This is a genomic window from Allobosea sp. Root381, from assembly GCF_001429395.1.
GTDB lineage: Bacteria > Pseudomonadota > Alphaproteobacteria > Rhizobiales > Beijerinckiaceae > Allobosea.
The window spans coordinates 132,464-156,224 of the sequence record NZ_LMJT01000045.1 but is presented as its reverse complement, the minus strand read 5'-3'; the positions used below and the strand labels follow the sequence as shown (position 1 = coordinate 156,224).

Genomic DNA, 23,761 nt, shown 5'->3' with positions numbered 1-23,761 from the left:
CGGCACGCTCTCGACCGACACGGTGAAGGTGGCGCAGGAGGCGGGCTCGATGCTGGCCAAGCTGGTGCCGGACATCAAGAAGACGGCCGAGCTGGTCGAAGAGATCACTGCCGCCTGCCGCGAGCAGGATGTCGGCTCGACCCAGATCAACCAGGCGATCCAGCAGCTCGACAAGGTCACCCAGCAGAACGCGGCGGCTTCCGAGCAGGTCTCGGCCACCTCCGAGGAACTCGCTGCCCAGGCCGAGCAGCTCCAGGCCACCATCGCCTTCTTCCGCCTCGAGGACGGCGCGGCCTCGCGGATGCAGCCTGTGGCGGTCGACAAGGCGGTGAAGCAGCTGCGCGGCAAGGCTGCCAGCATGGCGGCTGCGATCCAGCCGAAGAAGGCGCAGGCGCGTCCCGCTCGGAAGGTCGCCAATGGCGGCTTCGCCTTCGATCTCGACGGCGCAGAAGACCAGGACGACGCCGCCTTCCACCGCAACTGACGGGGATAAGCCCGGCTCCGCGCGTCGCGGGGCCGGGATGCCATCCCTTCAGGCCAGGCCGCCTACATCGCGAGATCACCATGGCTGACACCGCCCAATATCTGACGCTCGGCATCGACGAAGAACTGTTCGGCATCGACATCCGCAATGTCCGGGAGATCCTCGACATGCGGCCGATCTCGAAGCTGCCGCATGCGCCGGACTTCCTGCTCGGCATGATCGATGTCCGCGGCGCGGGCTACCCGATCGTCGATCTGCGCACCAAGCTCGGGTTGCCGCGTGCGGAGCCGACCGACGCCACCCGGATCATCATCCTCGACGTGCCGGTCAAGGGCCGCACGCTCGGCGTCGGCTTCGTCGCTGACCGGGTCTTCGAGGTGACGGGGCTCGACCGCGACCACACCGAGGCGGCGCCCGATGTCGGCGGCCGCTGGCAGTCGAACTACATCGCCGGCATCGGCCGCAAGGGCGAAGCCTTCATCGTCGTCTTCGATCTCGAACGGCTGATGGAATCGGACGATCTGCCGGCTCTCGCATCGATCCTGCCCGAGAGGGCGGCCTGAACAGATGACGCAGTCAGTGCCCAACGCCTCATCGCCCAAGACTTCGTCGCCCACGTCCCGCGACCAGATGAGCTACGACCATCTGGCCGACAAGCATTTCACGGCGATTGCCAAGGTCATCGAATCCCGTGTCGGCATCAAGCTGCCGCAGACCAAGCGAACCATGGTGGAGGGGCGGCTGCGCAGGCGCGTGCGGGCGCTCGGCCTGCCAGGGCTCAAGGCCTATGGCGCGCATCTGTTCGATCGCAACGGGCTCGAACAGGAGCTCGTGCACCTGATCGACTGCGTCACGACCAACAAGACCGACTTCTTTCGCGAGCCCAGCCATTTCGAGTTCCTGCGCGACGTCGCCGTGCCGCAGCTCGCGCAGCGCCGTGGCGCCCGCCCGCTCGACCTGAAGGTCTGGAGCGCCGCTTCTTCGACGGGCGCCGAAGCTTATACCGCCGCCATGGTGCTGCAGGATCTCGTCGCGGTCAGGAAGGTTTCGCGCTTTTCGATCCTGGGCACCGACGTCTCGACCGAGGTGTTGCAGGAGGCGCGTTCGGCGATCTACCCGCGCAGCTTCGTCGCCCCTGTGCCCGCCGCCATGCAGCAGCGCTATCTGATGCGCTCGAAGGATGCACGGGCCGATATGGTCAGGGTCGTTCCCGAGCTGCGCCGGCTTGTCCATTTCGAGCGCCTCAACCTGATGGACGACAGCTACCCCTTCGACCACGACGTCGATGTGATCTTCTGCCGGAACGTGCTGATCTATTTCGACAAGCCGACGCAGCAGGCCGTGCTGTCGCGGCTGGCTTCGCATCTGCGGCCGGGCGGCTATCTGATGCTCGGACACTCGGAATCGATGGCCGGAGGCGGGGCCGAAGGCTTGCGTTCCGTCGTACCCACCGTCTTCCAGGCGACCGGGGCGGCTGCCGGGAGATCGGCAGCATGAGCCGCAAACCCATCCGCGTCCTCGTCGTCGACGATTCGGCGTCGGTTCGCCAGGTGCTCAGCTCGATCCTGTCCGAGGATCCCGGCATCGAGATCATGGGCACGGCGGCGGATGCCTTCGCCGCCGCGCGCAAGCTCCAGAGCGAGCTGCCCGATGTCATGATCCTCGACATCGAGATGCCCGGCATGGACGGGCTCACCTTCCTGCGCAAGATCATGGCGCAGCGGCCGATCCCGGTGATCATCTGCTCGACGCTGACCGATGCTGGCTCGAAGGCGCTCTTCGATGCGTTGGAGGCAGGCGCCGTCGACGTGCTGCCGAAGCCGCGCATCGACACCCGCAATGCGCTGCTGGAAACCGCCGACCGGCTCCGTCATGCCGTGCGCGCTGCGGCACAGGCCAAGCTGCGGCCGCGCGAGCCGCGCATGCCGATCGAGAAGAAGCTGACGGCCGACGCCATCCTGCCGCCGCCGGTGCTCGGCCGCGTCCGCCAGGCGACCGACCGCATCGTCTGCATCGGCATCTCGACCGGCGGCACGGAGACGCTGCGCGAAGTGCTGGAGCAGCTGCCGGCGAACTGCCCGGGCATCGCCATCGTCCAGCACATGCCGGAGAAGTTCACGCTCGCCTTCGCGCGGAGGCTGAACGGCATCTGCGCCATGGAGATCAAGGAGGCCGAGGACGGCGACGAGGTCGGCGTCGGCCGGGTCCTGATCGCGCCCGGCAACCGTCACATGCTGCTGCAGCGCTCGGGCCAGCAATACCGCATCGCGATCAAGGACGGCCCGCATGTCTCGCGCCACCGTCCCTCGGTCGACGTGCTGTTCCGCTCGGCCGCGCAATATGCCGGCGCCAACGCGCTCGGCATCGTCATGACCGGCATGGGCGACGATGGCGCGCGCGGTCTGCTCGAGATGCGCAAGGCCGGCGCCCGCACGCTGGCGCAGGACGCCGAGAGCTGCGTCGTCTTCGGCATGCCGAAGGAGGCGATCGACCTTGGCGCGGCCGAGCGCATCGTCAGGCTCTCGCGCGTACCGCAGGAGATCATGGCGTGGCCGCAGGCGGCGCCCGGCGCAGGGGGCGAGAATGCGCGCGGCATATGAACACGGCAGAAGCGTGAGCGGGGCAGGGATGCACGATAAGGATGCGGCGCTGCCGCGGCTGATCCGGGCGCTGGAAGGCAGCGCCCGCGAGATCGACGTCACCTTCGCGCAGGCTGGGAGCCGGCTCGGCGACGGTCTGGGCCTGTTCGAGGGGCTGAAGGAACGGCTCTCGACCCTCTCGGCCGAGCTCTCCGGCGACGAGATCGCCCAGGCCGGCGAGACGCTGTCCGGCCTCGCCGGGGAGCTACGTGCCATCAATGGCGGCCTGCGCGACGAGACAGGCCTGCTGCAGGATCTGGCGACGCACAGCAAGGCGGCCTCCCAGTCTCTCGATCGCCTGCTCGAGCATATGCGGCTGATCACGATCCTGGCCCGCAGCGCCCGCATCGAGGCCGTCTCGGTGCAGGCAGCCGGTCGCGACTTCGGCGATTTCACCAGCGAGATCGTAGCCCTGACCACACAGGCCCAGCACACCATCCAGAGCTGCGCCCGCGACCATGACCATCTCAGCGCGCTGCTCGGCTCGGCGCTGGCGGCGCAACGCGATTTCGAGGCGCGCTACGGCCACGCCCTGTCGTCTCTCGCGGGCAATCTGGAAGAGACCCTGGCGGAGGTCACGGAACGCCAGCATCGCAGCGTCTCGCTGACGAGCGAAGCCGCGCGCCACTCCGGCAAGATCGCGATGGCGGCGGGCGGCGCGATCATCGCGCTGCAATCAGGCGACAGCATTCGGCAGAGGCTTGAGCATGTCATCGCCGCGCTGCGGTTGCTCGTCGACATCGCCGAGGGCACCGGGCCGGGCGCAGGGCTCGACGCCGAGGAAAAAGCGGCGGCGGAGTTGCTGCTCCGGCGGCTCGAGTCCGCACAACTCGAGGAGAGCGCCCAGACGCTCGCCCAGGACGCCGAGGCGATCGAAGCGGCGCTCGCACTCCTTGCCGGGGATACCGCCGGCCTGCTCGATCTGGTCCGCTCGCTCTATCAGGGCGACGGCGCGAAATCCGGATCCTTCCTTGCCGATCTCGAAGCGGAGCTCGCCCAGGCCTCCGATCTTCTCGGCAAATGCGACCGGGCGCGTTCGGGCGTCGACCGTGTCACGTCTGCGCTCTCGACCGTTCTCGAAACCTGCCAGAAGACCGTGGCGGCGCTGGGCGACACGGTGGACAGCATCGTGCTGATCGGCACCAATGCAGGTCTGCGTGCGGCGCGGATCGGTACCGGTGGGCGCAGCCTCGTCGTCATCGCGCAGGAGCTGAAATTCGCGGCCGACCAGGTCGCCGGCGATGCCGAGCGGCTGACGCCGACCTTCGCGCAGATGCAGCAGGCATCGAGCGGGCTGACCAGCGTGGGGCGTCTCGATGCGGCCCATTTCGTCGGACTCAACGAGGCGATGCGTGGCTCGCTCGAGGCGATGCGACGGACCGGCGACCGCCTGGGCGCGACGCTGGACCAGCTCGCGCGCGAGGGCGGCGGCTTCGGTACGGTCGTGGCGCAGGCACGGCTGTCCTTCTCCAACGCCGGCGCGATGAGCGACCTGATCGCCTCGGGAGCGGCCGAACTTTCCCGTGCCGCCGCCGGCCAGGAGTTGCCGCAGCGCGTCGGCCTGGCTGATCGCCTGCGCGCGCTGATCAACGCCGAGGTCTGGCCGAACTACACGATGGCCGCGGAGCGCACGATCCACCAGGCCGTGATCGGACCGCTGCTGCCGGCAGAAGCCGGCGCTGCCGCGCCGTCGATCGCGGTTCCGGTGGAAAGCGACCTAGACGACATCCTGTTCTAGAGCCGGCGCCGATCAGTCGGCGAACCCGGTCATGAATAGGTCTCTACCCGTCGCTAGAGCGAATCAAATCGTCTTTGTGAACGTAGCGAAGCAATCGAGGGACTGAGGCAGTACTGTCCAGCGTCTCCAGATTGCTTCGCCGCTTGCGCTCCCGTAATGACGGCTACTGCGATTCAGTGATTGAATAAAATTGTCAGCGTTTTCGGTCGGTTATGGAGCGTTGCAGCTACACGTTGGGCGTGTAACGGGTGGTCTGCTGCGCGGATGGATCGATTGATGCCAGAATTTTCCAAGCATTACCGATAGACATGGCCCCGCCTAGGCCGTAATCCGGGTGCAGTTACCAGTTACTATGCGATTTCTTTTCTGGATTGGAACGGACGATGCCGGAGAATAACGAAGAGCTTCTCGATCTGACGACCGCGATCGTGGCTGCCTATGTCACCCGCAACAACGTCCCGCGCGCTGAGCTCGCCGAGCTGATCGCAAGCGTTCACAGCTCGCTGGCAAAGCTCGGTGCCGAGCCCGAGGCCCCCCCGGCCGCGCCACTGGTCCCGGCGGTTCCGATCCGCAAATCCGTGACCCCGGACGCGATCATCTGCCTGGAGGACGGCAAGTCCTTCAAGTCGCTGAAGCGGCATCTGAGCAGCAAATACGACCTCACGCCCGAACAGTATCGCACCAAGTGGGGCCTGCCGGCGGATTACCCGATGGTTGCGCCGGCCTATGCCGAGGCGCGTTCCGCCCTGGCCAAGTCGATGGGCCTCGGCCGCAAGGCCGCCACTCCGGCCGTGGCGGCTAAGCCCAAGCGCGTCGCCCGCGCCAAGGCCTGATTCAGCGCCGGCTTCCGGGCTCAGCCGCCTGCCTAGCGCAGCGCTCTGCAAGGGAAGCCAGCCGATCTGGACAAAAAAGCATCACCATCCCGGGCTCGGGATGGTGTTTTTGTTTGGGGAAGGGCCGCGCCGGTGAACCTGGCCTTCCGGACGCTCGTGCGGGCTCGCCCTGATCGGTCACGCGAGAGCGTGTCGTTCTCAGTCGCCCGGCACGGTCCGGCCCAGGCCGTGCAGGAAGACGTCGATGCATTGCCGGGCGTGGGCAACGCGCGCCTCGCGCGTCAACAGATTGTCGCCCGGGAAGCGCTTCACCATCACACTGAAGACCATGTCCATCAGCATCCGCGCGGCCGTTTCCGGCGGAAAGGCGCGCAGGATTCCGCGCTGCTGCTGGCGCTCGAGCCAGTCGGCCAGCAGCCGGCGCGCCGGCTCCGCACCCTCCTGCGTGATCGCCGTGCCGATTTCGGGAAAGCGGTCGGCGTCGGCGGTCGCGAGGCGGATGAAGGCGAGCCGCTGGCGGTTCTCCACCTCGTCGATATCGAGGCGGAAGATATGGGCTAGGGCCTGAGCCGGCGACAAGGCATCGTCCGGCCGCGGCAAGGCCAGCATGGTCCGGCGATGATCGGCGATCATCGCCCCGAACAGGTCTGTCTTTGCGGGGAACAGGCGATAGAGCGTCTTCTTCGACACGCCGCAGCGTGCCGCGACCGCATCCATCGTGGTGCCGCCATATCCGACATCGAGAAAGAGTTCGCAGGCGACAGCGACGATGCGCCGCCGCTCCTGATCGTCGGTGCGCTGCTTCGGCCGTCCGGGGCCTCGCGGCTGAGCCGGCGCCGTCCCCAATCCACAATCACTGTCCATCTGGCATTTCTCCAGAACACATCATGCCGTTTGACAGTTGCGGAAATCAAGAGTTAAGAAACTCATCAGTTTCCTAATGAGGCCTCCGATGCCGATCAAGCGAGCCGAAAATCCGCAGCGTCTGCTGCTCCTCGGAGGTGCCCTCATCGGCCTCGCGCTTGCCGGCTGCAACAGCGAGCAGGCCGCCGCGCCGCCGCAGCCCCAGGCGCAGGTCAGCGTCATGGTGCTGCATCCGCAATCGGTCGCCGTCACGGCGGAGCTGCCGGGCCGGGTCGCGGCCAGCCTCATCGCCGAGGTGCGTCCGCAGGTCGGCGGCATCATCAAGTCGCGCCTTTTTCAGGAAGGCAGCGAGGTCAAGGCCGGGGCCGTGCTCTACGAGATCGAGCCTGCACCCTATCAGGCCGCTTTCGACAGCGCCGTGGCATCCCAGCAGAAGGCGGAAGCCGCCGCGGTCAACGCCAGGCTACGGGCCGACCGCTACCGCGAGCTGCTGCAGCGGAATGCCACGAGCCAGCAGGATACCGACGATGCCAGGGCCACGCTGGCGCAGGCTCTCGCCGACGTTGCCGCCGCGAAGGCGGCCGTCGAGACAGCGAGGATCAATCTCGACTTCACCAAGGTGACGGCGCCGATCGGCGGCCGCGTCGACCGCTCGACGCTGACGCCTGGCGCCCTCGTGACGGCGAACCAGGCGACGGCGCTGACCACCATCCGCCAGCTCGAGCCGATCAATGTCGACATCATCCAGTCGAGCACAAACCTCCTGAAATTTCGCCAGGCCGTCGCCGAAGGGCGTCTGAAGCTCTCGGGCAACAATGTCGCGGTCAAGCTCAAGCTCGACACGGGCGTGGCGTACGAGCCGCCCGGCAGGATCGAATTCGCCGAGTCCAGCATCGACGTCACCACCGGCACCTTCACGGTCAGGGCCGAGTTCCCAAATCCGGACCGGCTGCTGCTGCCAGGCATGTTCGTCCGCGCCGTGGTCGAGGAGGGCATCGCGCAGAACAGCTTCCTGCTGCCGCAGCGCGCGGTCGCCCGCAATCCGAAGGGCGAGGCGACGGCAAAATTCGTCGGCCCGGACGGAAAGGTCGAGGAGCGCGTGCTCGTGACCGAGCGCAGCGTCGGTAACAACTGGCTGATCAACCAGAACGTCAAGGACGGCGACCGCATCATCGTCGAGGGCGGGCAGCTCGTGCGCTCCGGCCAGACCGTGACCGGTACCGAAGTGACGATCGACGAGGCCACCGGCGAGATCCGGTCGGCCAACCGACAGGCCGCTCTGGGCGCATCGGCGGATTCTGCCGCAGCTCCGGCCGTGAAGAACTGACGCCATGCTGTCGCGTTTCTTCATCGAACGTCCGATCTTCGCCTGGGTCGTCGCCATCGCCATCATGCTGGCGGGCCTGCTCGCGCTGCGCACGCTGCCGATCTCGCAATATCCGCAGATCGCGCCGACCACTGTGCAGATCAGCGCCAATTACCCGGGCGCCGACGCCCAGACCGTCGAGAATTCGGTGACCAAGGTCATCGAGCAGGGCATGACCGGCCTCGACAACCTGCAATACATGACGGCGACCTCGACCGCGACCGGCAACGCCTCGATCACGCTGACCTTCAACAGCCAGGCCGACCCCGACGTCGCGCAGATGCAGGTGCAGAACAAGCTGCAGCTCGTCACAAGGCAGCTGCCGCAGGTGGTGCAGAGCACCGGCATCTCGGTCGCGAAGGCTTCGACCGGCTTCCTGATGGTCGCTGCCTTCGTCTCGAAGGACGGTCGGATGAACACGACCGATCTCGCCGACTATGTCGATTCCACCCTGAACGATACGCTGAAGCGCGTGGAGGGTGTCGGCTCGACCCAGCTCTTCGGCGCCGGCTACGCCATGCGCATCTGGCTCGACCCGACGAAGCTTGAGAAATACGCGCTGATGCCGAGCGACGTCTCCGCCGCGATCCAGGCGCAGAACACGCAGGTCTCGGCCGGCCAGCTCGGCGGCCTGCCGCAGATCAAGGGCCAGCAGCTCAACGCCACGGTCACCGCCCTGTCGCGGCTACAGACGGTCGCGCAATTCGAGAACATCATCCTGAAGAGCGGCCCCTCGGGCTCGATCGTCAGGCTGAACGACGTCGCGCGCGTCGAGCTCGGCGCCAGGAGCTACGACACGGTCTCGCGCTATAACGGCCAGCCGACCACCGGCCTCGCCATCAGCCTCGCCACCGGCGCCAACGCGATCGACACCGCCAAGGCCGTGCAGGCGACCATCGACCGCCTGAAGCCGACCCTGCCGGAAGGCGTCGAGGTCACCTACCCGTATGACACCACGCCCTTCGTCACCCTCTCGATCGAGAAGGTGGTGCACACGCTGTTCGAGGCGATCCTGCTCGTCTTCGTGGTGATGTACGTCTTCCTGCAGAACCTGCGCGCGACCTTCATCCCGATGCTGGCCGTGCCTGTCGTGCTGCTCGGCACCTTCGGCGTGCTGGCGCTGGCCGGCTATTCCATCAACACGCTCACCATGTTCGCCATGGTGCTCGCCATCGGCCTGCTCGTCGACGATGCCATCGTCGTGGTCGAAAACGTCGAGCGCGTGATGCGCGAAGAGAAGCTCTCGCCCAAGGAAGCGACCATCAAGTCGATGGGCGAGATCACCGGCGCGCTGATCGGCATCGCGACCGTGCTCTCGGCGGTTTTCGTGCCGATGGCCTTCTTCGGCGGTTCGGTCGGCGTCATCTACCGGCAGTTCTCGATCACCATCGTGACCGCGATGGCGCTCTCCGTCGTGGTCGCGCTGGTGCTGACGCCGGCGCTCTGCGCCACGCTGCTGAAGCCGATCGACGATCACGGCCCGCGCAAGGGCTTCTTCGGCTGGTTCAACCGCAATTTCGAGCGCACGACGAACGGCTATCGGTCCGGTATCGCCGGCATGATCGCAAGGCCGGCGCGCTTCCTGCTGGTGTTCCTGCTGATCACCGGCGGCATGGCCTATCTCTTCGCCCGGCTGCCCAGCTCCTTCCTGCCGGAGGAGGATCAGGGCATCCTGCTGACCAGCGTCCAGCTGCCCGTCGGCGCCACGCAGGACCGCACGCTGCGGGTGCTCGACGAGGTGCAGAAGCACTATCTCGAAAAGGAGAAGGACCTCGTCGAGGGCGTCCTGACCGTCGCCGGCTTCGGCTTCGGCGGGCAGGGCCAGAATGTCGGCCTCGCCTTCGTGCGCCTCAAGCCCTTCGCCGAACGCTCCGGCAAGCAGGCGACGGCGCAGGCCATCGCGGGCCGTGCCATGGGGGCCTTCCGCTCGATCAAGGACGGCACCGTCTTCGCGCTGGCCCCGCCCGCGATCCAGGGCTTCGGCAACACGGCCGGCTTCGACGTCTACCTGCAGGACATCGCCGGCGCCGGCCATGCCCGGCTGATGGAGGTGCGCAATCAGTTCCTCGGCCTTGCGGGGCAGAGCAAGCAGCTGTCCGGCACCCGGCCCAACGGGCAGGAGGACACGCCGCAATATGCCGTCGAGATCGACCAGGAGAAGGCGAGCGCCCTGACACTTTCGCTGGGGGCGATCAACGACACGCTCTCGACCGCCTGGGGCTCGGCCTATGTCAACGACTTCATCGACCGCGGCCGGGTGAAATCCGTCTACGTGCAGGCGGATGCGCCCTTCCGCATGCAGCCGGAGGATATCGGGCGCTGGTATGTCCGCAATCAGTCCGGCGAGATGGTGCCGTTCTCCGCCTTCTCCTCCGGGACGTGGCGCTATGGCTCGCCGCGCCTCGAACGCTACAACGGCTCGTCTGCCATCCAGCTTCAGGGCGCCGCGGCGCCGGGCGTCAGCTCGGGCTCGGCGATGGAGGAGGTCGACCGGTTGATGGCGCAGCTGCCGAGCGGCTTCGCCCATGAATGGACCGGGCTATCCTATCAGGAACGGCTCTCGGGCAGTCAGGCGACGGCGCTCTACATCCTCTCGATGCTGGTCGTGTTCCTCTGCCTGGCGGCGCTCTACGAGAGCTGGTCGATCCCCTTCGCGGTCATGCTCTCGGTGCCGATCGGCATCCTCGGCGCGCTGCTGGCGGCGACGCTGTTCGGCCAGTCCAACGACGTCTACTTCAAGGTTGGGCTGCTCACGACGATCGGCTTGGCTGCCAAGAACGCCATCCTGATCGTCGAGTTCGCGATCGAGCAGGAGGCCAAGGGCAAGGGTCTGGTCGAGGCGACGCTGGAGGCGGCGCGCCAGCGCCTGCGCCCGATCCTGATGACGTCCTTTGCCTTCATACTTGGCGTGCTGCCGCTGGCGATCGCGAGCGGCGCCGGCTCCGGCAGCCAGAACGCCATCGGCATCGGCGTGATGGGCGGCATGATCGCCGCGACCGTGCTCGGCGTGTTCTTCGTGCCGCTGCTCTATGTCGCCGTCGCCGGAACGGTCCGGCGCCTGCGCAGGGGCAAGGCCACGGCGCCCGCCGAGGCGCATTGAGGCGCGGTTCAGAGCATCGGACCGAAAAGCGGCTTACGGTTTCGGGCGGCCCGATGGTCTAGCCGTGGCGGTGCGCTTCGATCGCGCTGCGCACCGTCGCGGCGAAGTCGCGCGCCACGGCTGAGCGGAAGCGCCCCGCGCCCCAGACCACGGCGATGTCGAACACCACCGCCGGCCGCATCGGCCGGATCTCGATACCCTTGCCGCGATATTCCGCAGCCGTGAACGGATCGACCACCGAGACCCCCACCCCCGAGGCGACCAGCCCGCAGGCGATCATCGACAGGGGCGTTTCGACCCGCGTCGAGCGCGCCACGCCATGGGCCGAGAACAGCGCATCGACCCGGTAGCGCAGCTGCGTCGACTGCTCGAGCGAGACGAAGGGCTCGCCGGCGAAATCCTCCGGGACCAACTCGGCCTTGGCCGCGAGGCGGTGGTCCGCCGGCACCACCGCGACCTGCTCCACCGACGGCAGCATCTCGATGTCGATGCCGGGAAAGTCGAGCGGCATCTGCGCGAAGCCGACCTCGCAGAAGCCCGAAGCGACCCAATCGACCACCTGCGACGAGATGCTGCTGTAGAGCGCGATCTCGAGGTCGGGCCGCTGCTTGAGATAATGGCCGACCAGACGCGGCAGGAAGCCGACGCCGAAGGCCGGCAGCGCCGCGACGCGAAGCGAGCCGGCGCGCCCCTCGCGCAGGTTGCGCGCGGCGTTCTCGATGCGCTCCAGGCCGACGAACTGCCGCTCGACCTCGCGATAGAGCGACAGCGCCACGTTGGTCGGGACGAGCCGCGAGCCGCGCTTCACGAACAGGGTGAGGCCCAGCGCATATTGCAGGTCGTGGATCAGCCGCGTCACAGCCGGCTGCGTGACGTTCAGCGCCTTCGCCGCCGCGGTGACCCCGCCGGTGACGACGACGGTCCGGAAAGCCTCGATCTGGCGCGGATTTAGCATGGTCGCATTCTCCCCGCCGCAACTCATAACATTTCGGTATGGACTGGGTGAATCTTTCGATTTGACCAACTCCAGACTGTCACGGAACCTTCACCCATCACTCGAAAACGAGGAGGGGATACCGTGAAACTTGCCATCACATTCGCTCTGGCCGCCGGCACCGCGCTTGCTGCTCCAGCAGCTCTCGCCCAGCAAAAGACGATGTTCGTCGCCGGCTATGGCGGCTCCTACGAGCAGACCATGCGCAAGGAGGTCATCCCGGCCTTCGAGAAGCAGGCCAACGTCAAGATCGAGTACGTCGCCGGCAATTCGACCGACACGCTTGCCAAGCTGCAGGCGCAGAAGGGCAACCAGCAGATCGACGTCGCCATCGTCGATGACGGCCCGGCCTATCAGGCCGTGGCGCTCGGCTTCTGCGGCACGCTGACCGACGCACCCGTCTACAGGGACGTGGCGCCGGTGATGAAGTTCAAGTCGAACAGGGGGGTGGGGCTCGGCCTCGTCGGCACCGGGCTGTTCTACAACAAGAAGGTCTTCGACGAGAACAAGTGGCCGGCCCCGACCTCCTGGAACGACCTGAAGGCCAAGACCTACGGCAAGAAGGTCGTCGTGCCGCCGATCAACAACACCTACGGCCTGCATGCGCTGATCGCCTTCGCGCAGATGGGCGGGGGCGGCGAAGGCAATATCGAGCCCGGCTTCAAGGCCTTCAAGGACGAGATCAACCCCAACATCGTCGCCTATGAGCCGTCACCGGCGAAGATGACGGAGCTGTTCCAGAACGGCCAGGCCGTGCTCGGTGTCTGGGGTTCGGGCCGCGTCAAGGCTTTCGCCGACACCGGCTTCCCGGTCGAATTCGTCTACCCGAAGGAGGGCGGCTATGCGCTCGGTGTCGCGGCCTGCCCGATCGAGGGCTCGAAGAACGCGGCCGAAGCCAACGCCTTCATCCAGTTCATGCTCTCCCCTGCGATCCAGAAGGTGATGGCGACCGGCGCCGGCTTCGGCCCCGCCAACACGACCGTGACACTGACGCCGGACGAGCAGAAGGGCCTGCCCTATGGCGAGGACGTGAAGAAGCTCAAGGCGGTCGACTGGGACGTCGCCAACGCCAAGCGCGAGGAGTGGACCCGGCGCTGGAACCGCGAGGTCGAGCGGTAGCCGTCAGCCGTAAGCCGTCATTCTCGGGCGTCGCTTTGCAACGACCCGAGAATCTCGTGACAGGGGCTCTCGCCCGCATGGCATGAGATGGTCGGGTCAAGCCCGACCATGACGCCCGCGCTCAAGCAGAAATCGTCCGGAACCCATGTCGCATCTCGTTCTCGAAGGCCTCGGCAAGTCCTATGGCAGCGTCGCCGCCGTCGACGGGCTCGATCTTTCCGTCGAGCGCGGCGAGTTCGTCTCGCTGCTCGGCCCCTCCGGCTGCGGCAAGACCACGACGCTGCAGATGATCGCCGGCTTCGCCACGGTCGATCGCGGGCGCATCCTGCTCGACGGGCAGGATCTCGGCCATGTCCCGCCGAGCAAGCGCGGGCTGGGCATCGTCTTCCAGAGCTATGCGCTGTTTCCGCACATGACGGTCGCCGAGAACATCGCCTTCGGTCTCGAGATGCGCCGCATCGACAAGGCCGAGCGCGAGAAGCGAACGCTCGATGCGATGGCGCTGGTCGGGCTGAAGGGGTTTTCGGATCGCTATCCGCGACGCATGTCGGGCGGCCAGCAGCAGCGCGTCGCCTTGGCGCGGGCGCTGGTCATCAAGCCGGCCCTGCTGCTGCTCGACGAGCCGCTCTCCAATCTCGATGCCAAGCTGCGCGAGGAGATGCAGGGGGAACTGCGCCAGATTCAGCGCTCGGTCGGCACCACCACCATCCTCGTCACCCATGACCAGCAGGAGGCGATGGCGCTTTCCGACCGCATCGTGCTGATGAACCATGGCCGCGTCGAGCAGATCGGCGCGCCGGATAGCGTCTATGGCGCGCCCTCGACCTCCTTCGTCGCGCATTTCCTCGGCAAGACCAATGTCCTGACCGCAACCGGCGACGGGGCGGGGGTGATCGGCATCGAGGCGCTGTCGCTGTGCCTGCCGGCGGTGCCGCGCGGTCTTGTACGCATCGCGGTGCGGCCGGAGCGGCTTGTCTTCGCGGCGGCCGATGCGCCGGGCTTCCAGGCGCGGATCATCTCGTGCGTCTTCCAGGGCGCGCATTGGCTGCTCGGGGCCGAGAGCGCGGCGGGAAAGCTCACGATCATCCGCCACAATGACGGGGCCGGAGTGCCGGCGGAGGGAGAGAGCGTGCGCCTCGCCTTCGCGGCGGGCGATGTCTCGATCCTGCCCCAAGACCTGTCGGATGGGGTGGCGCCATGACGCTCGCCGCTCCGTTCGCCTTGCCCCAGCGGGCCACGCCTTATGCGCTGACCGGGCCGGCGCTGCTCGTCTTCCTCGGGCTCGTCATCATCCCGCTCGGCATGACCGTGCTGCTCTCCTTCTACGACTGGGGGCAGTACAAGGGCATCGTGCCGGAGTTCACGCTGAAGAACTGGCTCGAGATCGCGACCGATTCCTATTTCTTCGAGATCTTTCTGCGGACCTTCCGCATCTCGGTTCTGGTGACGCTGGCGACGATCCTGATCGGCGTGCCCGAGGCCTATATCCTGAACCGGATGTCGCCGGCCTGGCGCAGCGCCTTCCTGCTCGTGGTCATCGGCCCGCTCCTGGTCTCGGTGGTGGCGCGCACACTGGGCTGGGCCCTGCTGCTGGGCTCGACCGGCCTCGTCAACCAGGGCCTGATCGCGCTCGGCCTGATTTCGACGCCGCTCGAATTCATGTTCACAGAGACCGGCGTCGTCATCGCGCTGACCCATGTGCTGATCCCCTTCATGATCCTCGCCGTCTGGGCCTCGCTGCAGCGGCTCGACCCGCAGATCGAGAACGCGGCCTCCTCGCTCGGGGCCGGTTCGCTCACCATCTGGCGCCGGGTGATCCTGCCGCAGGTCGTGCCGGGCATCCTCTCGGGCTCGATCATCGTCTTCGCGCTCGCCGCGAGCGCCTTCGCCTCGCCGGCGATCATCGGCGGGCGCCGGCTCAAGGTCGCCTCGACGCTGGCCTATGACGAGTTCCTCAACACGCTGAACTGGCCGCTCGGCGCCGCCGTCGCGACGCTGCTGCTGGTCGCACTGGTGCTGATCATCGTCGGCTCGAACCGCCTCGTCGAACGTCGCTACGCACAGGTGTTCGAATGAAGCGCAACGGCCCCCTCGCGCTGGTCTTCCACGCGCTCTTCCTCGTCTTCATGCTGGCGCCGCTGCTGATCGTCTGCATCGTCGCCTTCACGCCGGAGGGCTACCTCTCCCTGCCGACGCGGGGCCCGAGCCTGCGCTGGTTCAGGGCGATCTTCGACTATCCCGAGTTCATCCGCGCCTTCCGCGACTCGCTCTGGCTGGCGGCCCTTTCCTCGACCATCGCGATCATCCTCGCCGTGCCGGCCGCACTCGCCATCGCGCGCTACCGCTTCCCCGGCCGCGAGGCCATGACGGCGCTGTTCATGTCGCCGCTGATGGTGCCGCATGTCGTGCTCGGCATCGCCTTCCTGCGCTTCTTCACGCAGATCGGCCTGTCCGGCACCTTCACCGGGCTGGTGTTGAGCCATGTTATCGTCATCCTGCCCTTCGCGCTCAGGCTGGTCCTCGCCTCCTCCTACGGCATCGACCAGCGTATCGAGCATGCTGCGGTCTCGCTGGGCGCCGGCACCGGCACCGTATTCCGGCGCGTGACCCTGCCGCTGATCCTGCCCGGCGTCGTCTCGGGCTGGCTGCTGGCGGCGATCAATTCCTTTGACGAGGTCACGATGACGGTGTTCATCGCCTCGCCCCAGACCACCACGCTTCCCGTCCGCATGTTCCTTTACATCCAGGACAATATCGATCCGCTGATCGCGGCGATCTCCGCCTGCCTGATCGCGCTGACCGCCGTGATGCTGTTCGCGCTCGACAGGCTGTTCGGCCTCGACCGCCTCTTCGTCGGATCCGGAAAAGGCTGACATCCCGTGACTGCGCATTCACCTTCATCGGAAGCCGACATCGTCGTCGTCGGCGGCGGGGTCGTCGGCGGCGCCATCGCGCTCGGCCTCGCGCGCAACGGCGCCCGCGTCACCATCCTCGACGAGGGCGATGTCGCCTTTCGCGCCTCGCGCGGCAATTTCGCGCTGATCTGGGTCCAGTCCAAGGGGCTGGGCATGCCGGACTATGCGATGTGGTCGCGCCGCTCGGCGGAGCAGTGGCACCAGCTTGCGGCCGTGCTGAACGACGAGGCCGGCCTCGATGTCGCGCACAGCCAGCCCGGCGGCTTCATGCTCTGCCTGTCCGAGGGCGAGCTGGAGCAGCGCCGCAAGACGATGCAGCGGCTGCACAACCAGATGTCGCTGGCCGAGTTTCCCTATGAGATCCTCGACCATGCCGAGACGAGGCGCCGCCTGCCCGATATCGGCCCCGATGTCGTCGGCTCGGTCTACAGCCCGCTCGACGGCCATGTGAACTCGCTGAAGCTGTTCCGGGCGCTGCGCGAGGCGACGCAGCGGCGCGGCGTCGATTATCGGCCGAACTGCACGGTGGAGAGTATCGTGCCGCGCGATGGCGGCTTTTTCCTGCGCGGCGCCTTCGGCGAGATCGCAACGGCCAAGGTCGTGCTGGCGGCCGGCCTCGGCAATGCGCGGCTCGCCCCCATGGTCGGCCTCGACGCGCCGGTGAAGCCGAGCAAGGGCCAGATCATCGTCACCGAGAAGACCGCGCCCTTCCTGCACAACCCGATGGTCACGATCCGCCAGACCGACGAGGGCGGCGTCATGATCGGTGACAGCCAGGAAGATCGCGGCTTCGACACGGTGGTCGGCCAGCCGATCCTCTCCGTCATGGCCGAGCGTGCAGTCAGGATGTTTCCGCGGCTCGCCGGGCTGAACGTCGTCAGGACCTGGTCCGCGCTGCGCGTGATGAGCCCGGACGGCTTCCCGATCTACGACCAGTCGGAAAGCTGCCCCGGCGCCTTCGTCGTCACCTGCCATTCCGGCGTGACGCTTGCCGCCAACCATGTGTTGACGCTCGCACCCGCCATCCTGTCGGGCGCCCTGCCCGAAACGCTTGCCGCCTTCTCGGCACGGAGGTTCCATGTTCCGGCCCATAGCTGAGACCAGGCCCGGCCCTTCGCTCGGCTTCACCTTCGACGGCCGCGCCATGACGGCGCGTGCCGGCGACACCGTCGCGGCCGCGCTGCTCGCCAATGGCGTCGCGGCCTGCCGCCAGACGCCGGTCTCGGGCGCAGCGCGCGGGCCCTATTGCATGATGGGCGTCTGCTTCGAATGCCTCGTCGTCATCGACGGCATCGGCAACCGGCAGGGCTGCCTCGTGCCCCTGCGCGAGGGCATGCGGATCGAGACGCAGGCCGGGCGGCGCCAGCCGGACGAGGTGCGGTCATGAACACTATTGCCGAGATCGGCCTGCTGGCCGAGCATTACGACATCGCCGTGGTCGGCGCCGGCCCGGCAGGGCTGGCGGCTGCCGCACGCGCCGCCGAACTGGGGCTCTCCGTGCTGCTGGCCGACGAGAGCCCGGCTCCGGGCGGGCAGATCTACCGCGCCATCACCACGACACCGGTCGCGGACCGCGCGGTCCTGGGCGAGGATTACTGGAAAGGCGGGGCGCTCGTCGCGCGGCTGGAGCGGACGGAAGCGGCTTACGCGCCGGGCTGCACGGTCTGGTCGGTCGCGCCCGACGAGGCCGGCGGCTTCGAATTGGGCCTCTCGCTCAACGGCAAGGCAAGGCTGATCGCCGCTGCCCAGATCATCCTGGCGACGGGCGCGCAGGAGCGGCCCTTCCCGATCCCGGGCTGGACCCTGCCCGGCGTCATGACGGCGGGCGCGGCGCAGATCGCGCTGAAGAGCTCCGGCCTCGTGCCGAGCGGGCGCACCGTGATCGCAGGCTGCGGCCCCTTGCTCTATCTGCTGGCCGGGCAGCTCGCGGCGGCCGGTGCCAACATCGTCGCGGTGCTGGACACGACGCCGCGCCGCAACTGGCTGGCGGCGATCGCGGCTTTTCCGGATTTCCTCCGCTCGCCCTATCTCGCCAAGGGGCTGAGATTGATGACGCAGGCGCGCCGCAAGCTGCCGTTCAGGACCGGTGTCACGGCGCTCGCCGCCGAAGGAGCGGATAAGGTCACGGCTGTGAAGGCCCAGCGCGGCGGTGCCAGCGAGACCATCGCCTGCGAGACGCTGCTGCTGCATCATGGCGTGATCCCCGGCATCAACCTCTCCAACGCGGCCGGCTGCGCGCAGGAGTTCGACCCCGAGCAGCATTGCTGGACGCCGGAGGTCGACGACTGGTTCGCCTCTTCGATACCGGGCATCGCCATCGCCGGCGACGGGGCCGGCATCGGTGGTGCCGAGAGCGCGGCGTTGCGCGGCGAGATGGCGGCCCTCGACGCGGCACGCCGGCTCGGTCGTTTCTCCGAGGCCGAGCGCGACCGCCGGGCCGCGCCGATCCGCGGGGCGCTGGCGCGCAGCCTGCGCGGACGGCGCTTCCTCGACCTGCTTTATCGTCCCGCTGAGACCTTCCTCGCCCCGCCCGCCGACGAGACCATCGTCTGCCGCTGCGAGGAGATCACCGCCGGCCAGATCCGCGATACCGCGAGCCGCCTCGGCGTCACCGGCCCCAACCAGATGAAGGCCTTCCTGCGCTGCGGCATGGGCCCATGCCAGGGCAGGCTCTGCGGACCGACGGTGGTCGAGTTGATCGCGCAGGCACACGGCGTCTCCCCGGCCGAGGTGGGCTATTCCCGCCTGCGCCCGCCGGTGAAGCCGATCACCTTGGCAGAACTCGCCGCCCTGCCGCCGACCGATGCGGCGGTGAAAGCGGTCGTGCGGTGAGCGGCGAGCGCCGCAGCGCCGACGTCATCGTCATCGGCGGCGGCATCCATGGCTGCTCGACGGCGCTGCACTGCGCGATGCGCGGCATGTCCGTCATCCTGATCGAGAAGGATCACGCCGGCCGGCATGCCTCGGGCGTCAATGCCGGCGGTGTCCGGCAACTGGCGCGCCATGTCGCGGAAATCCCGCTCTCCAACGCCTCGATGGCGCTCTGGCATCGCATCGAGGACCTGGTCGACGACGATTGCGGCTTCACCTCGGATGGCCAGGTCCTGGTCGCGGAGGACGAGGAGGACCTCGGCAACTGCCGCGCCCGTGTCGCCGAACTGACGCTGCGCGGCTTCCACCATGAGGAGCTGATCGACGCGGCCGAGCTGCGCCGGCTGGTGCCGGCCGTCTCCGATAGCTGTCCCGGCGGCGTGGTCTCGCGCCGCGACGGCGCGGCGATCCCTTTGCGCGCGACGCAGGCCTTCAAGCGCAAGGCCGCCGAATTGGGCGCCGAGATACGCGAGGGCGTGCGGGTCACGAGCGTCAGCCGCGACGGCACGAATTGGCGGGTCGGGACCGACGAGGGTAACTTTCTCAGCCCCCGCATCGTCAACGCGGCTGGCGCCTGGGCCGACCGCATCGCGGCCGATCTCGGCGAACCCGTGCCGCTCGAGGTCATCGCGCCGATGCTGATGATCACCGCCGCGATGCCGGCCTTCATCAGGCCGGTGGTGATCCTGCGCAAGCGCAAGCTCTCCTTCAAGCAGTTCCGCAACGGCACCGTGCTGATCGGCGGCGGCTATCTCGGCCGCGCCATCCGCGACGAGAACCGCACCGTGCTCGACTGGGCCAAGCTCGCGACCAATGCCGGGACGGTCTGGGACCTGTTCCCGATCATGCGGGCTGCGCCGGTCGTGCGCGCCTGGGCCGGGATCGAGGCGCGCATGCCGGACGATTTGCCGGTCTTCGGCAGGAGCGCGAAGCATGAGGGCGTCTACCACCAGTTCGGCTTCTCGGCCCATGGCTTCCAGCTCGGGCCCGGTGCCGGAGCGGTCATGGCCGAGATCATCGCGACCGGCTCAAGCAACGTGCCGATCGACGGCCTCGGCATCGCGCGTTTTGCGCAGCCGGCGGCATGCCAACGCATCGCTTCCACCACAGGAGAAGACCGATGACCATCAAGCGCAGCATCAAGACGCCGATCCAGAACCGCGTCGTCGAGACCGGCAGTCTCGTCTTCGTCGGCGGCGTCATCGCCGACGACACCACGCAGTCGATGGGCCCGCAGACGGAAAACATTCTCGGCAAGATCGAAAGCTATCTCGGCGAGGTCGGGCTCGACCGCAAGGCGGTCGTCGCCGCGCAGATCTTCGTCACGGACCTCTCGCAGAAGAAGGCGATGGACGCGGCCTGGACCGGCTTCTTCGGCGAGGACATGCCGACCCGCGCCACCGTCGGCGTAGCCGATCTGGGCGGCGGCGCGATCATCGAGATCGTGGTCACGGCGTCGCGTTGATCAAGCGCGAGCCATCCCGGGTCGCCCTCCGGTCGCCCGGGATGACGGGGCGTTACGGGTGCCCATTCACACCGCCACGACATAGCCGTCCCGGCGCGGATCGGCGCCACCGGTCATCAACCCCGTCGCCGGATCGATCCCGACCGCCTGCATGCCGCCGCAGCGCATCGTCCAGCCGGTGTCGAAAGCCGCGATGTCGTGGCCGCGGCGACGCAGCTCGGCCAGCGTTTCCGGCGCGATCCGGTTCTCCGACTCGATCAGGCGTCCGTCCCAGAGCCGCGAGCGCGGCGCCTCGATGGCCTGCTGCAGCGGCAGCCCGAAATCGAGATGCTGTACCATCGCCTGTGTCTGGGTCTGCATGATACCGTAGCTGCCGGGCGTTCCCAGCGCGAGCACCGGCTTGCCGGCCCGCGTCGAGATGCTGGGCGACATGCACATCGGCAATTCGTCGCCGGGCTGCGAGCGGTTCGGGCTGCCAGGCTGCACGTCCGACCAGTAGAGAAAGTTGTTCAGGCAGACGCCCGTGCCGGGCACGACGATGCCGCTGCCGAAGGGGCTGCCGAGGCTGTTGGTGATGCAGACGAGGTTGCCCTCTGCATCGGCGGCGGAGAAGGAGGTGGTGTGGGCCGGGTCCTCGCTCGGCTGCGGCAGCCATTGCTCCGTCGGACCCTCGACCGGCTGGCCGTCCGCGACGCGCTGCCGGAGCGCCGCGACCGAAGCCTCCGAGAAGATCTTCGCCAGGGTTTCGGGTGAGGGATTATTCGACGCGATCCGCACCCCGGCGGCGAGCCGGATCGCGCGATAGACGAGGTCGAGATGCTCCGGCCCGTCCTTGGGCAGGCTGGCGAGATCGAAGCCCTCGAGGATCTTCAGGCTGAGCAGGAACTGGAAGGCCTCGCAGGGCGGTGGCGGCACGTTGATGTCGAGGCCGCGATAGGAGGTGACGAACGGTTCGCGCCAGCGCGGTTGGACCGCCGCGAGATCGTCCATCGTCATCAGCCCGCCGAGCGAGCGCAGATGCGTGACGATGCGCTGGCCGAGTTCGCCGCGATAGAGATGCTCTGGACCCTTCTCGCCGATCTCTGCGAAGGTGCGGGCGAGATCGGGCTGGCGCAGCAACTGGCCGAGCTTCACCGATCCGCCCTCGGGCAGGTAATTCGCGGCGAAGCCGGGATAAAGCCCCGGCCAGGCCTCCAGCAGGGGCGCCTGCTCGTTGAACTCGGTGACGCCGAATTCGGACAGCGCGAAGCCGTCCCGCGCCAGGGCGATCGCCGGCGCCAAGATGTCGGCAAGCGGCCGGCGACCATAGCGCTGCGCCAGCTCGCACCAGCCGGCGAGGTTTCCCGGCATCGCGACCGCATGCGGCCCGCGTTCGAGCTCGGAGCGCCTGGAGAAGCGCTCCACCGGAAAGCTCTTCTGGATCGGCGGCACGAAATCGAGGACGCGCACGCGTCCCTCCGCCGCACTCCACAACGTCGCGGAGCCCATGCCCGACAGGCTCGACATGAACGGTTCGACCACGCTGAGCGCGGCTGCCGTCGCGGCGATGGCGTCGAAGGCGTTGCCGCCCTGGATCAGCAGCCGCGCCCCGGCCTGTGCCGCCAGCGGATGCGCCGCGGCGACCATGCCGTGGCGGGAATAGAGCGTCGGGCGGCGGCCGGTCATCATGGTTCGTCCTCGCAATCCGGTTCTCGGATCGCGATCAGAGCACAGTTTTCGTGATTGGACAGGTCGCGGGCCTCTGCATTTCGCGTTTCACCGCTGGCGCGAGACGCATGGCGCGGTCCCGTCATTGCGAGGAGCGCAGCGACGAAGCAATCCAGGAAGACGTAGAGCGCTGCCGCTCCTGGATTGCTTCGCTTACGCTCGCAATGACGACCTCACGTCCCGCAGAACGTCGCCCGCACGCGCTCATGCGGCTCGGGCGGGTTCTCGTAAGCGGCGAACTCCGGCCGTTCCTCGAATGGATTCGCCAGCACCGCGTGCAGCTCCTCGAAGGGCGCGAAATCGTCGCGTTCCTGCGCAGCGACGATCGCCGCCTCGATACGGTGGTTGCGCGGGATATAGGCCGGGTTGACCGCGAGCATCGCGCCGGGCGCCGTGCCGGCGCTACGCGCGCGCCAGCGTTCCAGCCAGTCGTCCAGCGTCGGGTCGTCGCCGAGCGCGGTGCGCAGCGGCGCCGTATCTGCCTGCCCGGCATGCAGCCGGCTGAGCTGGCGGAACGTCAGGGTGAAGTCGGAACCGTGCCGGCCCAGCAGTTCGAGGAACTCCACGCCCAGCGTCACATCCGCTTCCTCGACTACCGCGAGGCCGAGCTTGCGGGCGATGCCGGCATCATAGGCGGCACGATAGCGCGGCGCGAACGCAGCCAGCGCGCTCTGCGCGGCCTCGACCGCTGCGTCGGTGTCGGCGCCCAGCAACGGCAGCATCGCTTCCGCGAGGCGCGTCAGGTTCCAGAGCGCGATGCTGGGCTGGTTGCCATAGGCGTAGCGCCCGCCGGCATCGATCGAGGAAAACACTGTCGCCGGATCATAGGCGTCGAGGAAGGCGCAGGGCCCGTAATCAATCGTCTCGCCGGCGATCGACATGTTGTCCGTATTCATCACGCCATGGATGAAGCCGACCAGCAGCCAGCGCACCACCAGTTCGGCCTGCGCCGCGATCACAGCTTCGAAAAGCGCGAGATGCGGATTGGCGGCCTCCGCGGCGGCAGGATAGTGCCGGGCGATGGCGTGGTCGGCCAGCTGCCGCAGGGCCTCGGCATCCTGCCGCGTGGCGAAGAACTGGAATGTGCCGATGCGGATATGGCTCGCCGCGACCCGCGTCAGGATCGCGCCGGGCAGGGGCTCGTCGCGCAGCACATGTTCCCCGGTCAGCACGAAGGCGAGCGAGCGCGTCGTCGGGATGCCGAGCGCGGCCATCGCCTCGCTGACCAGATACTCCCGCATCACCGGGCCAAGTGCCGCGCGCCCGTCACCACCGCGCGAATAGCGCGTGCGGCCGGCCCCCTTGAGCTGGATGTCGCGGCGACTGCCCGCCCGGTCCAGGACCTCGCCGAGCAGGATCGCGCGGCCGTCGCCGAGCTGCGGCACGAAATTCCCGAACTGGTGGCCGGCATAGGCGGTGGAAATCGGCGTCGAGCCGGCGGCAATCGCATTGCCCGCCAGCATCGCGACGCCCTCCGGGCTCTCCAGCCAGTCGGCGTCGAGCCCGAGTTCGGCGGCGAGCGGGCGGTTGAGCTTGACCAGCCGCGGCGCCTTGACCGGCGTCGGCGGGGTCAGCGCGAAGAAGCGCTCCGGCAACCGGGCATAGCTGTTGTCGAAGGTGATCGGCATGGCGGGGTTCGAGGTCGTCACTGCGGGTCCCATCTTCT

General features: G+C 67.8%; 20 protein-coding genes and 1 pseudogene. 17 read left to right on the top strand and 4 right to left on the bottom strand.

The features are described from left to right. The 6 genes and pseudogenes from ASE63_RS26335 to ASE63_RS26310 form a co-directional block, all read left to right on the top strand. A pseudogene (locus ASE63_RS26335) lies at nt 1-484 on the top strand (methyl-accepting chemotaxis protein); the annotation flags it as partial. A gap of 80 nt (nt 485-564) precedes the next feature. Next, nucleotides 565-1,047, top strand: coding sequence for a chemotaxis protein CheW (locus ASE63_RS26330; protein WP_056808644.1), 483 nt, complete (start codon nt 565-567; stop codon nt 1,045-1,047). A gap of 67 nt (nt 1,048-1,114) precedes the next feature. Continuing rightward, complete coding sequence (locus ASE63_RS26325) at nt 1,115-1,981, top strand: protein-glutamate O-methyltransferase (protein ID WP_056808642.1); 867 nt, start codon at nt 1,115-1,117, stop codon at nt 1,979-1,981. Beyond that, on the top strand, nt 1,978-3,084 hold the full coding sequence (locus ASE63_RS26320) for a chemotaxis response regulator protein-glutamate methylesterase (RefSeq protein WP_056808639.1): 1,107 nt from the start codon (nt 1,978-1,980) through the stop codon (nt 3,082-3,084). The genes ASE63_RS26325 and ASE63_RS26320 overlap by 4 nt, the downstream gene beginning before the upstream one ends. A gap of 28 nt (nt 3,085-3,112) precedes the next feature. Continuing rightward, nucleotides 3,113-4,861 carry a hypothetical protein gene (locus ASE63_RS26315; protein ID WP_056808637.1) on the top strand — a complete coding sequence of 583 codons (1,749 nt, stop codon included), beginning with the start codon at nt 3,113-3,115 and terminating at the stop codon, nt 4,859-4,861. Between the two features lie 383 nt (nt 4,862-5,244). Continuing rightward, a complete protein-coding gene (locus tag ASE63_RS26310; RefSeq protein ID WP_056808635.1) occupies nt 5,245-5,694 on the top strand; it encodes a MucR family transcriptional regulator in 450 nt (149 codons plus the stop codon). A 198-nt stretch (nt 5,695-5,892) separates the two neighbouring features. On the opposite strand, the gene ASE63_RS26305 is transcribed toward ASE63_RS26310, so the two are convergent. Then, nucleotides 5,893-6,558, bottom strand: a complete 666-nt coding sequence (locus ASE63_RS26305) for a TetR/AcrR family transcriptional regulator (protein ID WP_056808633.1) — start codon at nt 6,556-6,558, stop codon at nt 5,893-5,895. An 88-nt stretch (nt 6,559-6,646) separates the two neighbouring features. On the opposite strand from ASE63_RS26305, the gene ASE63_RS26300 reads away from it, so the two are divergent. Both ASE63_RS26300 and ASE63_RS26295 read left to right on the top strand, forming a co-directional pair. Beyond that, nucleotides 6,647-7,885, top strand: a complete 1,239-nt coding sequence (locus ASE63_RS26300) for an efflux RND transporter periplasmic adaptor subunit (RefSeq protein ID WP_056808680.1) — start codon at nt 6,647-6,649, stop codon at nt 7,883-7,885. Nucleotides 7,886-7,892: 7 nt separating this feature from the next. Beyond that, entirely contained in the window at nt 7,893-11,024 is a 3,132-nt protein-coding gene (locus ASE63_RS26295) for an efflux RND transporter permease subunit (RefSeq protein WP_056808678.1), read from the top strand. Nucleotides 11,025-11,082: 58 nt separating this feature from the next. Here the strand turns inward: ASE63_RS26295 and ASE63_RS26290 are convergent, their stop codons facing one another. After that, nucleotides 11,083-11,979: a LysR substrate-binding domain-containing protein gene (locus ASE63_RS26290; protein ID WP_056808675.1), complete on the bottom strand. Its 897-nt coding sequence runs from the start codon at nt 11,977-11,979 to the stop codon at nt 11,083-11,085. A 201-nt stretch (nt 11,980-12,180) separates the two neighbouring features. Between ASE63_RS26290 and ASE63_RS26285 the strand changes: the two genes are divergently transcribed. The 9 genes from ASE63_RS26285 to ASE63_RS26245 all read left to right on the top strand — a co-directional run bounded on the left by ASE63_RS26285 (nt 12,181) and on the right by ASE63_RS26245 (nt 20,388). After that, nucleotides 12,181-13,137 carry an ABC transporter substrate-binding protein gene (locus ASE63_RS26285; protein ID WP_082610318.1) on the top strand — a complete coding sequence of 319 codons (957 nt, stop codon included), beginning with the start codon at nt 12,181-12,183 and terminating at the stop codon, nt 13,135-13,137. Nucleotides 13,138-13,282: 145 nt separating this feature from the next. Further along, nucleotides 13,283-14,338, top strand: a complete 1,056-nt coding sequence (locus ASE63_RS26280) for an ABC transporter ATP-binding protein (protein ID WP_056808629.1) — start codon at nt 13,283-13,285, stop codon at nt 14,336-14,338. Beyond that, nucleotides 14,335-15,213 (top strand): ABC transporter permease, encoded by an 879-nt coding sequence (locus ASE63_RS26275; protein ID WP_056808628.1) that lies wholly within the window; start codon nt 14,335-14,337, stop codon nt 15,211-15,213. The genes ASE63_RS26280 and ASE63_RS26275 overlap by 4 nt, the downstream gene beginning before the upstream one ends. Next, entirely contained in the window at nt 15,210-16,010 is an 801-nt protein-coding gene (locus ASE63_RS26270) for an ABC transporter permease (RefSeq protein ID WP_056808626.1), read from the top strand. The genes ASE63_RS26275 and ASE63_RS26270 overlap by 4 nt, the downstream gene beginning before the upstream one ends. 6 nt (nt 16,011-16,016) lie before the next feature. Then, nucleotides 16,017-17,150, top strand: a complete 1,134-nt coding sequence (locus ASE63_RS26265; protein ID WP_056808625.1) for an FAD-dependent oxidoreductase — start codon at nt 16,017-16,019, stop codon at nt 17,148-17,150. Continuing rightward, entirely contained in the window at nt 17,131-17,439 is a 309-nt protein-coding gene (locus tag ASE63_RS26260) for a (2Fe-2S)-binding protein (RefSeq protein WP_056808623.1), read from the top strand. Before ASE63_RS26265 ends, ASE63_RS26260 begins: the two co-directional genes overlap by 20 nt. Next, the gene (locus ASE63_RS26255; RefSeq protein ID WP_056808621.1) at nt 17,436-18,884 is read left to right on the top strand and encodes a (2Fe-2S)-binding protein; all 1,449 of its coding nucleotides are present in this window, start codon (nt 17,436-17,438) and stop codon (nt 18,882-18,884) included. Before ASE63_RS26260 ends, ASE63_RS26255 begins: the two co-directional genes overlap by 4 nt. Next, entirely contained in the window at nt 18,881-20,047 is a 1,167-nt protein-coding gene (locus ASE63_RS26250) for an FAD-dependent oxidoreductase (protein ID WP_056808618.1), read from the top strand. Before ASE63_RS26255 ends, ASE63_RS26250 begins: the two co-directional genes overlap by 4 nt. Continuing rightward, a complete protein-coding gene (locus ASE63_RS26245; protein WP_056808616.1) occupies nt 20,044-20,388 on the top strand; it encodes a Rid family hydrolase in 345 nt (114 codons plus the stop codon). The genes ASE63_RS26250 and ASE63_RS26245 overlap by 4 nt, the downstream gene beginning before the upstream one ends. Before the next feature lie 66 nt (nt 20,389-20,454). Here ASE63_RS26245 and ASE63_RS26240 read toward each other — a convergent pair whose 3' ends face one another. Beyond that, a complete protein-coding gene (locus ASE63_RS26240; protein ID WP_056808674.1) occupies nt 20,455-22,053 on the bottom strand; it encodes a gamma-glutamyltransferase in 1,599 nt (532 codons plus the stop codon). 215 nt (nt 22,054-22,268) lie between these two features. Continuing rightward, a complete protein-coding gene (locus ASE63_RS26235) occupies nt 22,269-23,723 on the bottom strand; it encodes a protein adenylyltransferase SelO (RefSeq protein ID WP_056808672.1) in 1,455 nt (484 codons plus the stop codon). Between the last annotated feature and the right edge of the window lie 38 nt (nt 23,724-23,761).